General features: G+C 34.5%; 11 protein-coding genes. 8 read left to right on the top strand and 3 right to left on the bottom strand.

The genetic code is table 11. The features are described 5' to 3' along the window. Window positions 1-231 precede the first annotated feature (231 nt). Together HCJ50_RS12690 and HCJ50_RS12685 are read left to right on the top strand one after the other, a co-directional pair. Entirely contained in the window at window positions 232-648 is a 417-nt protein-coding gene (locus HCJ50_RS12690) for a hypothetical protein (protein WP_110165205.1), read from the top strand. After that, window positions 632-1024 carry a hypothetical protein gene (locus HCJ50_RS12685; protein WP_187127557.1) on the top strand — a complete coding sequence of 131 codons (393 nt, stop codon included), beginning with the start codon at window positions 632-634 and terminating at the stop codon, window positions 1022-1024. The genes HCJ50_RS12690 and HCJ50_RS12685 overlap by 17 nt, the downstream gene beginning before the upstream one ends. Window positions 1025-1095: 71 nt before the next feature. Here the strand turns inward: HCJ50_RS12685 and HCJ50_RS12680 are convergent, their stop codons facing one another. Together HCJ50_RS12680 and HCJ50_RS12675 are read right to left on the bottom strand one after the other, a co-directional pair. Continuing rightward, window positions 1096-1383 carry a hypothetical protein gene (locus tag HCJ50_RS12680; protein WP_185344859.1) on the bottom strand — a complete coding sequence of 96 codons (288 nt, stop codon included), beginning with the start codon at window positions 1381-1383 and terminating at the stop codon, window positions 1096-1098. Further along, on the bottom strand, window positions 1383-1898 hold the full coding sequence (locus tag HCJ50_RS12675) for a hypothetical protein (RefSeq protein ID WP_185345024.1): 516 nt from the start codon (window positions 1896-1898) through the stop codon (window positions 1383-1385). The genes HCJ50_RS12680 and HCJ50_RS12675 overlap by 1 nt, the downstream gene beginning before the upstream one ends. Window positions 1899-2574: 676 nt before the next feature. On the opposite strand from HCJ50_RS12675, the gene HCJ50_RS12670 reads away from it, so the two are divergent. The 5 genes from HCJ50_RS12670 to HCJ50_RS12650 all read left to right on the top strand — a co-directional run bounded on the left by HCJ50_RS12670 (window position 2575) and on the right by HCJ50_RS12650 (window position 7856). Beyond that, window positions 2575-3108 (top strand): DUF3267 domain-containing protein, encoded by a 534-nt coding sequence (locus tag HCJ50_RS12670; protein ID WP_185344861.1) that lies wholly within the window; start codon window positions 2575-2577, stop codon window positions 3106-3108. Between the two features lie 63 nt (window positions 3109-3171). After that, a complete protein-coding gene (locus HCJ50_RS12665; protein WP_185344863.1) occupies window positions 3172-4089 on the top strand; it encodes an aldo/keto reductase in 918 nt (305 codons plus the stop codon). 263 nt (window positions 4090-4352) lie between these two features. Next, entirely contained in the window at window positions 4353-6221 is a 1869-nt protein-coding gene (locus HCJ50_RS12660) for a heavy metal translocating P-type ATPase (RefSeq protein WP_185344865.1), read from the top strand. 108 nt (window positions 6222-6329) lie between these two features. After that, complete coding sequence (locus tag HCJ50_RS12655; RefSeq protein WP_185344867.1) at window positions 6330-7058, top strand: hypothetical protein; 729 nt, start codon at window positions 6330-6332, stop codon at window positions 7056-7058. A gap of 147 nt (window positions 7059-7205) precedes the next feature. After that, complete coding sequence (locus HCJ50_RS12650; protein WP_185344869.1) at window positions 7206-7856, top strand: transaldolase family protein; 651 nt, start codon at window positions 7206-7208, stop codon at window positions 7854-7856. Window positions 7857-7900: 44 nt separating this feature from the next. Here the strand turns inward: HCJ50_RS12650 and HCJ50_RS12645 are convergent, their stop codons facing one another. After that, window positions 7901-9721 (bottom strand): LTA synthase family protein, encoded by a 1821-nt coding sequence (locus tag HCJ50_RS12645; protein WP_185344872.1) that lies wholly within the window; start codon window positions 9719-9721, stop codon window positions 7901-7903. Between the two features lie 234 nt (window positions 9722-9955). On the opposite strand from HCJ50_RS12645, the gene HCJ50_RS12640 reads away from it, so the two are divergent. Continuing rightward, a complete protein-coding gene (locus tag HCJ50_RS12640) occupies window positions 9956-11347 on the top strand; it encodes an amino acid permease (protein ID WP_185344874.1) in 1392 nt (463 codons plus the stop codon). The last annotated feature ends 14 nt before the right edge of the window (window positions 11348-11361 follow it).

Raw genomic sequence — 11361 nt, 5'->3', positions numbered from 1 at the left:
TAGAACTTTGGTATGACAAGGACGGCTGGTATTACACAGCTAACTATTTTTTAAAATAATTTTGATGCCCTCGCGTTCGCGGGGGTTTTTTACATACTTTTATGATTTTTAACTTAACAAATAAATTACTATAAAAACAAAAGTTTAAATTACTTTAAGCGCAACAATTTTAAAACAAACAAACTACAAAATATTTTAAATTTGTGTTATTATTTTACTGAGGTGAACTATATGTCAGTTAAGGATTTCAGACCATCAATTCTAAGTTTTGAAATGGAAGCTACAAATAATGGGATTCGAGTAGTGGTATCTATAGGAGGATTGAGGCAACTTAGAATGCCTATTACGAATGATAAAATAGACTCTACTCTAATATGTCTCTTAGTAGATAATGTAGGTGGGAAAGGCTCAGAAATCATTCAAAATATAACATATGATTTTGATGAGATGGAACTTGATAACAATTATATGAAATTCTTGTTTGATTTTGATATTAATATGTCTGAATTAGGTGATTATATTTATAGATTTTATACTATAGAACTACATTGGCTAGTTTTTGGAAACGAAACTTTTGATGAAAGCACGAATATTTTACAAGTTAAAATACCTTACTTGGAGGTTTCGACCGATGAAAAAGGTGACTGACTTAAACAACTATAAGATTAATGATTTAAAAGGCCGTAAAGTAAGAAAGATATATGAAGAGGAGGTTTTCGAAATGTCTGATTCAAATAAATATGACCTTTTTATGCAAGAAATTAAGGAAGATATGAGAGAACGAGAAAATAGAAATTCAGATAGGCAAAAAGAGTTAGAAAAGCGTATAGAAAAAAACTTAGATAATTATCGAGGGGAATCTAGAGAACGAGAAGAAAGATTCCAGAAATCTGTAGATGATATAAAAAGTATTGTTGGAGATAGCAAAAAAGATAACAGAAATACAACAATTGCTATTTGGACGCTTTCTGTAGCAACAATTGTTGGCATAGCTGGAATGGTCATCACGGTGTTACTAAAATAAGCTTTATATCTAAAGTTCCCTAACCTCACCGTTAGGGCTTTTTTTATGCAAAAAAAACGCCAAGCATGTGCTTAGCGCTCTTCAAATTCTATTAAGTCAAAATCACATTCAACGGACAAATCGCTTAAAATTTGTCCCACATTTGCCTCAATGGTAGGGCAAAGATCTATGCCATCTTTTCCAATTCCCCAACCAACATCATTGTTTAACACACGAATCCAACTATTTTTATGAAAATAATCTGGATAACCTTCTAGAAATGCTTGGGCAGCATGTATTTCATTAGCCGCGCTAATACTTTGCATTTTTTCCAAGCTGTCATCTAACACGGATTTTTTCATGATGATAAATTTGCTCATTATTCAACCCCATGTTTTGCAGCTAAATATTCATATAAATCTTTTACTGCAAAAATTCTATCTGTAGTAACGTCTCTTCCTAAAGCTTCACTATACTTAGATGTGACCGATGTCAACGCGATGTAAGGCTTACCATCGTGGCAAAAAACAGCGTCATTGTCAAATTTATAACCCATTAATAAAAACTTGTTAACGTCCTCCGCCCAAAATTTATCCGCAAAACTGGATTTCCCCTTTGGTTGATATTGTTCAATCGCACCTAATGTTTTCCCTTCTAAATTTAATTTACTCATCAATTCACTTTCGCTAGTTGTCATTTTCATTTTGATATCCTCCATTTTAAGTAGTTTTTCATCAATCATTTTTTTTAATTCCATCAAGTCGTCTATGTTTTCAAAACCGGACTTATTTACGAAACTTTTCGCCGTTGATTTGTCACGCAAATATTTGTTTTTCTCTCTGTTTTTCGCATTCCATTTTGCTTGTGCGCGTTTTTGTGCTTCTGTTTGTGCCATTATTTCCGCTTCCTTTCTGTAATTAAATAAATCAAACATGCCAGAGTGACCAGGATAGCTGCTACTATTAAAAAAGTATTTTGAAAGTAACCGGCTAATCCATTGATACAGATAACAATTAATATAACCCAGATATATTTATTCATAATTTATGAAAGACGTGATATACTTTTAATAGAGGGAGGGGAGTTTCACCCCTCTGATTTAGCGGTTCTTGTCTTTATCATTCTTGTGTATTGTTGTCAGCGCTACTACAAGAGTGATAATTTCAAGGACTGTTTTTATTTCCTCTAAGATGTCTTTCACTTTCTCAACTCCTTTCTATAATTATATTATATCATCGACGATATATAATCAAGTGTTTTTATAAATTAATTTTAAAATACTCAAATAAATTTGTAGCGGTTGAGAGGTTTTGACTATCATTCTGACTATCACTTTAAACGAGGTTTTAGTAAATCGTCAGAGTAGTAGAAAAAAACAACCCTCTTAAAATAGCTTTAAATAGCTGTTTCAGAGGGTTGTAGAAATTTATAGAAATTAGCAGAAGAATAACTTTTCGTCCCCTTCAGCCGGACTTGGGTATTTCTCCTTTGTGACATAGAATGCCGACAAGAAGTATTGTATAATAAAATTAGCTAAAATACCAGTGTTTTTATAAAAAGGAGGAGTATACTTGGAAAGAAAATTAGTAGAAGAAATAAATTTGCTTGAAAATAAAAAGTTAATTATAAATATGAATATTGCTGCGATTATTATTGTACTTGTGTTAACTGTTTTGGGAATTGTTTTTTCAGGTGGTTATGTGATTTCGAATGGATTTGAGGGTATTATTTGGCTTTTTTTAGGTTATTTTGTATCACTCATCATCCATGAAGCAGTACACGGGATTTTCTTTAAAGCGTTTCAACCATCAGGAAAAGTGAAATTCGGCTTTAAAAAGGGAATGGCATATGCGACAAGTCCAGGTTCATTTTATACGAAACCACAATTCTTTATTATCTCGATTGCTCCATTTGTGGTGCTTACAGGTTTGTTTTTGCTTCTTCGTTTTCTTGGCGTGAACGAAGCAGTTGTGTATTTAATATTTGCGCTACATACATCAGGATGTGTTGGTGATTTCTACTATTGTATTTTACTACTCAACAAACCGGCTGGAATAGTTGTAGAAGATACTGAAAAAGGGATTAATTTTTATTCGGAAGGTTAAGTTTGGTAACGATTTCAACAAAGTGGTAAAATAAGGATATACTTTTAGGAAGAGGTGCTTAATTTGAAACGAATAACAATTGGTAATAGTGCTTTAACAGCTTCTGAAGTTGCGCTAGGTTGTATGCGAATGGCTGATTTGAGCAAAACGGACGCGAATAAGGTGATTAATACAGCACTTGAAAATGGAATTGATTTTTTTGATCACGCAGATATTTATGGTGGCGGTAAATCAGAAGAAGTTTTTGCAAATGCGATTGATATGAATGCGACAGTTCGTGAAAAAATGATTCTTCAATCAAAATGTGGTATTCGTCAAGGATTCTTTGATTTTTCTAAAGAGCACATCATTTCCTCTGTGGAAGGTAGCTTAAAGCGCCTGAAAACAGATTACTTAGATACATTACTACTTCATCGTCCAGATACACTTTTTGAGCCAGAGGAAGTAGCTGCAGCTTTTACAGAATTAGAAAAAAGTGGTAAAGTTCGTCATTTTGGTGTAAGTAATCAAAATCCAGGACAAATTGAATTGCTAAAAAAATATGTGGAACAAGATTTAATTGCGAACCAACTACAATTTAGCATTATGCATACGGGAATGATTGATAGCGGATTGAATGTAAATATGACCATTAACCCATCGATTGATCGTGATGGCGGTATCTTGGAATATAGCCGTTTGAACAACATGACAATCCAAGCTTGGTCTCCGTTCCAATATGGCTTTTTTGAAGGGGTATTTTTAGATAATGATAAATTCCCTGAATTAAACCGTGTTATTGATAAAATTGCAGCAGAAAAAGGTATAACAAACTCAGCAATTGCGGTTGCTTGGATTCAGCGTCATCCAGCGAAATTCCAAACAGTTGTAGGAACTATGAATCCGGGACGTATTACAGATATTGCCAAAGCTTCTGATATAACGCTTAGTCGTGAGGAATGGTATGAAATTTATCGTGCGGCAGGAAATCAATTACCATAATTGAAAATGACACTTGGGCACTTTGCCCAAGTGTTTTTTTATGAAATGGAATGATAGTGAAATTCATTATCAATTAGATAAATATATTATCAATTGCGTTGAAAGTATCTTTAGCAAGTGCTATAATATTAAGCGTAATAGAGCTTTTATATATTTTTAAATTATAATAATTATTGTTTAATCTGTTTTTCGCAGTTGCGAAAGCAGATTTTTGTGTTTTTTAGGGTGTTAATAATGATTATCATTTAGAAAGGGTGAGTTTAATGAGAAATTGGATGAAGCGAAATTGGCAATTTGTGACAACTGGCATTAGTGGAATATTGATTTTGATGGGATGGATGTTTGGTTCGGAACTTGGCGACTTTTGGACAGCGGTAATTTTTCTGAGTTCCTTTATTATTGGTGGTTTTGAACAAGCCAAAGAAGGTATTAAGGCGACACTTAAAACAAAAAAATTAAATGTGGAACTATTGATGGTTTTAGCAGCTATTGGCGCTTCAATTATTGGCTACTGGTTAGAAGGAGCTATCCTTATTTTTATTTTTTCCATTAGTGGTGCTTTAGAAACTTATACGACAAACAAAAGTAAACGTGAAATCACGAAATTAATGGCTTTTCAACCAGAACGTGCTTTTCGGATACTTTCAAATGGTGATTTAGAGGAAGTGGCAGCAAAAGATTTACATTTAGAAGATATGGTGCTCGTCCGCCCTGGTGAAAGTGTACCAATAGATGGGCAAATTATTCGAGGTTCTACCACTTTAAATGAAGCGGCAATTAATGGAGAATCTGTTCCAGCAGCAAAATCAGAAGGGGCAGAGGTATTTGGTGGAACGGTTAATGTAAGTAGTACAATTTCTATAAAAGTGACACAAACGTTTGATAATACAATTTTTAGTAAAATAATTCGTTTAGTAGAAACCGCACAAAGTGAACCTTCCAAAACTGCTCGCTTTATTGAACGTTTTGAAGATACGTATGTAAAAGCAGTATTGCTATTTGTGTTGCTCATGCTATTTTTACCTCATTATGCGCTCGGTTGGTCATGGATGGAAACTTTTTATCGTGCGATGGTCTTATTAACAGTAGCTTCTCCCTGTGCGTTAGTAGCATCTGTAACACCAGCAACATTAGCGGCAATATCTAATGGTGCAAGACATGGAATTTTATTTAAAGGTGGAGTGCATTTGGAAAATCTACGAGGAATTAAAGCTGTTGCCTTTGATAAAACTGGGACACTTACAAATGGAACACCACAACTTACAGATCGTATATTTGCAGAAAAAGTGGACCAACAACAGATTATTAATATAGTAACGGCAATGGAACGCCAATCTTTACATCCATTAGCAGCGGCTCTTACTTACGCTTTAGAAACAGAAACCATTGAAAAAATCACAACTATTGAAATAACAGATGTTCCTGGATGGGGAGTAACAGCAATGTATCACGGAAAAAACTGGAAAATTGGGAAAGCTGATTTTATTGGAAAGATACCATCAGAAAAATTTTCAAAAACGACATTTGAAGCATTAGCTAATGAGGGGAAAACGGTTGTTTATGTGGCATGTGAAGCAGACGTGGTAGCGATGTTTGCGCTGAAAGATACCTGCCGTCCTGAAGCAGTTCATACAATTAAGGCGCTTCAAGCTAAAGGGATTAAAACAATTATGGTAACAGGGGACAATAAACAAACAGGTGCGGCAATTCAAGCTGAACTTGGAATGGATAAAGTAATTTCTGGTTGTTTGCCGGAAACAAAGGTAGATGTGTTAAAAGGGTTATCAGAGGAATATGGCAGTGTAGCAATGGTAGGAGATGGCATTAATGATGCTCCTGCGCTAGCCCATGCAGCAGTTGGGATTGCAATGGGAGAGGGGACAGATATAGCAATGGAAACAGCGGATGTTGTTTTAATGAAAAACGACTTAGAAAAAATTCCATATGCCTATACACTCTCGGAAAAGCTATACAGAATTACCTGGCAAAATATTTGTTTTGCGATTGCAGTTATCTTAATGTTAATTACAGCGAATGTTTTCCAATTAATCAATTTGCCGTTTGGAGTTATTGGACATGAAGGAAGTACTATTTTAGTAATTTTAAATGGATTACGTCTGCTTAAAGGTTAATTAAACAACAATCAATAGTTGACTGCTTATCTATTCCTAGTCTAAGATAGATAAGCAGTTTCTTTTTGATTAAAACAGGGTATTACAAGATAGATTGGAGATGAGAGCATGAGGAGAATTAATTGGACACAATGGATAGCACTTTTTGTTTTTGCATCAATGGGAGTTTCGGTTATTTTTACTACATATGAAGTTTTTACGGCGCCAATTAAGCAACCAGCAACTGGGCCGAGCGTAACTTTACGAGGAGATTATCTGTTTTTATTATTTGAAATATTGCTAGGCATTCTTATTTTACTATTACCATCTATTATTTCACGACGCTTTAAATTTGAAATACCAGGACTTGTTTATATTTTATTTATCGTTTTTCTATATGGCTCGATTTATCTTGGGACTGTTCAAAAATTCTATTCAAATGTGCCGCACTGGGATAAAATTTTGCATACATTTAGTGGTGCAATGCTCGGCGCCATTGGTTTCTCATTTGTGAGTTTATTAAATTCCAATAGTAAAGTCGTAATGAAGTTAAAGCCGGGTTTTATTGCTGTTTTCGCTTTTTGTTTTGCAGTGACAATGGGAGCATTTTGGGAAGTGTATGAGTATACCTTTGATGGCATAATGGATTTAAATATGCAAAGGTATAATTTATCTAATGGAACACCGCTGACTGGAAGAGCCGTCCTTCAAGACACAATGAGCGATATTATTGTCGATATTGTTGGGGCACTTATTATTGCGATTATCGGCTATTTCGCTTTAAAAAAAGGTCGACCATGGATGGAACATTTTGAATTTAAACGAAAAAATTGGAAAAAAGCACCGAAAAATAAATAATGAAATTTGATTCGTTCTTATGAGCGAATCTTTTTTTATAATTAGATGCACAAAATTGCTAACAACTTTGGGACTGGGAAACGGTTGACGGCTACTTAAAACTTTTCTAAACTGATATTAAGAGGCAAATTTTAAAGGAGTGAGGAAATGTTTTTAGACACAGTAAATTTAGAGGAAATAAAGAAAGCGCTTCAATTTTCGTTTTTTGAAGGTGTCACCACCAATCCAACTATTTTGCTAAAAGAAAAACAGCCAAGAACAATACATATTGCGCAAATTCCCGCAAAAATAGTATTCGTCCAAGCAGCGGGATTAACAGAAGAAGAAATTTGGGAAGATATTTTACGGATTCGAAAAATGGATCCAGCTGAAGGAACCAAAATTGCTTTAAAAATACCCGCCCATGAAGCCGGCATTAAAGTGATTATGAAAGTTCGCGCTCAGTTTCCACAAGCTATTATTCTAGCAACTGCGATTTTTTCATCAGAGCAAGGATATGTTGCAGCACTTGCAGGGGCTGATTATCTAGCGCCTTACTACAATCGTATGGAGGTAAGTGGGTTAGATGCAGCCAAAACAATAGAAGAATTGCGTTATATTTTAGATTTACAAAACTTGCAAACAGTGAAAATAATGGGAGCAAGTTTTAAAAATAGTCGTCAAATTATGCAAGCACTGGCAAGTGGAGCGGATACGGTAACAATTGGTTATGATTTGTTCTTACAAATGATGAATAAACCACTTGCCCTTGAAAGCATTAAGAAATTTAACGAGCATAACGACGCCTTACCTAAATAATAAAAAGGAAGTATCCGTGTTTTTATGGATACTTCCTTTTTTAGTTATTTATCTTCATCACGTAATGGCAAATTGTTTACATAACTATCTGAGTACTGCAAGAGTTTCCGACTAGCATCAAATTTTTTCTTTACTTCAGTGGATAATTCTATGTTAGTTCCATCGTAATTAGTTGCTGCACCAGTTTCAAAGCTTTCATCCGGTTTGTACATATATGAGTCTGTAAAGTAACTTCCTTCTGGCATTGTGTAACGTTCAGGAACATAATTATTAGGGGTGTTTAAAATATCATCACCAAACATAATTTGGTTACCAGTATTAATGCCTAGTAAATTCATCACAGTTGGCATAATGTCTACCTCACCACCAACAGTCTTGATTTCTCCGGGATTTTCCATTCCAGGATAATGTAGAAAGAAAGGAATACGGTAATCATCAGCTGGATCGGCTTTTAGCTCAGTGGAACGATTAACGTATTTTTTTTGCTCTTCAGGAAGTTGATCGGTTTTGATAATATGATGATCTCCATAAAAAACAACAACTGAATCGTCCCAAATGCCACTATCTTTCAATTTCTGAATAAAAGCACCAAGTTGTTTGTCTGCATAATGCACTGCTTCAAAATAATTACCAAGCTCCGTATCTTTTAAATCGCTAGGTAAATCAATTTCCTGCTTGTCTGCCGGAATTTCAAATGGCATATGACTACTTACACTTACTAATTGGGCATAAAATTTTTGGTTGTCTTTATACTGCTTTTCTAAAATAGGAAAGGCTTTATTATAAAGCACTTCATCACTTGGCGAAAAGCCAATAACGTCTTCATCCCCAAAGAATTTTCTATCGTAAAATTTATCAAAACCTACAGCTGGATAAAATTCATCACGATTATAGAAACTAGCATCATTTGTATGGAATGTCTCCGTTGCATAATCATTTTTGCCTAACAAACGAGGCATTGATGGTATTACTCTGTCGCCGTATGTTTGTGTATTAGTGTAATATCCGCTTGGGAATGTGGACGTATAAACAGACCATTCGGCATCTGCTGTATTTGATTTTGAAACTGTTTGGAAAAATTTATTGGAATACATGGTTTCCTTTTCTAAGCTATCTAATGTTGGTGTGATGGATTGACCATTGATTTCGATATTTGTTAAATTACGTTGAAGAGATTCTAGTTGGACAATAATGAGATTTTTATCTTTAGCTACACCGAAATAATCGGGGTTTTCTACTAGTTTAACACCTTTAATATCGCGAACATTTTGTGCTGTAATATCAGCTGCTTTTACATGATCAGAACCAGTAAGAGCAGTACTAATATTAAAAGTAAAAATCCCCATTCGTTTAGCTCGTTTGGAGTCGCTAATGATATTTTGTTGCATCATATAATAAGTAAACCCACTAAGAATCAGTAAAATACTAATAAATGATACGCCATATACACGGCTAGTTATTCGGAATGAAGGGAAGGTATGGCCTTTTTTAATACTTAAATAAAGGATTATTGGAAGTAAGACAATATCAAGAATATACAACCAGTCTGTTCCACTTAAAAGGCTTGTAGCGCTTGTTTTTACTACGCCAACTTCACCAATAAGGGAGAAACTGTGATAAGTTGGGATTTCATTATAAAAACGAGCATATAAAACGCAAACGAGCATTAAAATCCCGACAAATAATGACATTCCTGCATACCAATAAATGTGCGAGCGAATCGGAGCAAATAAATGTATCAGACCAAGAAGTACTACAATGAAAAGTAAGTCTATCCCAAGTGCCAAAAAATTTGGGTCTTTAAAAATTTGAAAATAGGCAAAGGTAAACTTACCAACAATTAATAAAAAATAAAATAAAATCACATGAATTCCTCTTTCTAGCATGCTTTGTGGTAAATACGCACAAATCCATTCTTTCTAATTTTAGCTTATGCAAGCGCACAGTGCAAATCATGAAAGAGTATTTAGATATATTTAGGTATTAGGTTCTATTTTATTACAGAATCTTTATTTTTTGTATCTTTCTTCACAAAACTATTGACCTTTAAAGCGTAAAAGTATACTATGTGGAAAGACTGTAAAAAGGTAGGAGAAATTATGAATTACTTATTTAGAAAAAAACCCTTAAATGATTTACTGCATAATAAAAGTGATAGTAAACATTTAAAGCAAACACTTGGACCATTTGATTTAACATTGCTCGGAGTTGGAGCGATTGTTGGGACAGGTATATTTATTTTACCAGGGACAGTAGCTGCAAAAAGTGCGGGCCCTGCAATTATCTTTTCATTTATCATTGCTGCAATTGTTTGTGCGATTGCTGCGATGTGTTATTCGGAATTTGCATCTAGTGTACCTGTTGCTGGTAGTGCTTATACGTATGGTTATGTAGTTTTTGGTGAATTGATTGGCTGGTTACTGGGGTGGGCGCTAATACTAGAATATGGACTTGCTGTAGCTTCTGTTGCAAGTGGTTGGTCCTCTTATTTAAACGCACTACTTTCAGGGTTCCATCTTTCAATTCCAAAAATAGTTTCAGGACCATTTAATCCAGCAGCAGGAACATTTATTAATTTACCTGCAATTATTATTGTAATGGTTATTGGTTTTTTACTAACATTAGGCATAAAAGAGTCAACCCGAGTTAATACAATTATGGTGGCAATTAAAGTTGGCGTAATTTTATTATTTTTAGTTGTAGGTGTATTTTATGTTAAGCCAGATAATTGGCAGCCATTTATGCCGTTTGGAATGAGCGGTGTAATGAATGGAGCGGCATTAGTGTTTTTTGCCTATTTAGGTTTTGATGCCGTATCGTCAGCTGCCGAGGAAGTGAAAAATCCGCAACGAACGATGCCAATTGGAATTATTGGTTCCTTATTGATTTGTACCATTTTATATATTGCTGTATCTGCGGTTTTAACAGGAATAGTTCCTTATACAGAATTAAATGTAACCGATCCAGTAGCCTATGCTTTACAAGTAATTCATCAAGATTGGGTGGCGGGAATTGTCTCGCTTGGAGCAGTTGTTGGTATGATTACAGTAATTTTGGTGATGAGTTATGGAGCAACAAGATTAATCTTTGCAATGGGACGTGACGGTTTACTCCCCAAAGTATTAGCTGAAATTAATGAAAAACATCAAACTCCAGTTAAAAATACCTGGATATTCGCAGTAATTGTAGCGATTATTAGCGGATTAGTGCCGCTTGATAAATTAGCAGAACTCGTAAATATCGGAACATTGCTTGCTTTTATGATGGTATCAATTGGAATTATCTTCTTACGTAAAAATAAATCAATTCAGCAAAGTGGGTTTAAAGTACCGTTTTATCCTGTATTACCAATTGTATCCTTCTTACTATGTGCATTTTTAATTAGTCGTTTATCCGTGCATACTTGGATTCTTTGTAGTATCTGGTTTGTTATTGGCGTAGTTGTCTATTTTAGTTATGGTAGAAAACATAGTGAATTATCAGGAAAGTAACTTACTTACTTTTC

The organism is Listeria immobilis (genome assembly GCF_014322765.1).
Classification (GTDB): domain Bacteria; phylum Bacillota; class Bacilli; order Lactobacillales; family Listeriaceae; genus Listeria; species Listeria immobilis.
The sequence above is the reverse complement of the archived record's forward strand: the minus strand, read 5'-3'. Positions and strand labels throughout refer to the sequence as shown.

Coding starts and splice junctions, on each gene's coding strand:
- HCJ50_RS12690 (WP_110165205.1), top strand. CDS start 232: ATGTCAGTTAAGGATTTCAGACCATCAATTCTAAGTTTTGAAATGGAA.
- HCJ50_RS12650 (WP_185344869.1), top strand. CDS start 7,206: ATGTTTTTAGACACAGTAAATTTAGAGGAAATAAAGAAAGCGCTTCAA.
- HCJ50_RS12680 (WP_185344859.1), bottom strand. CDS start 1,383: ATGAGCAAATTTATCATCATGAAAAAATCCGTGTTAGATGACAGCTTG.
- HCJ50_RS12640 (WP_185344874.1), top strand. CDS start 9,956: ATGAATTACTTATTTAGAAAAAAACCCTTAAATGATTTACTGCATAAT.
- HCJ50_RS12685 (WP_187127557.1), top strand. CDS start 632: ATGAAAAAGGTGACTGACTTAAACAACTATAAGATTAATGATTTAAAA.
- HCJ50_RS12660 (WP_185344865.1), top strand. CDS start 4,353: ATGAGAAATTGGATGAAGCGAAATTGGCAATTTGTGACAACTGGCATT.
- HCJ50_RS12655 (WP_185344867.1), top strand. CDS start 6,330: ATGAGGAGAATTAATTGGACACAATGGATAGCACTTTTTGTTTTTGCA.
- HCJ50_RS12675 (WP_185345024.1), bottom strand. CDS start 1,898: ATGGCACAAACAGAAGCACAAAAACGCGCACAAGCAAAATGGAATGCG.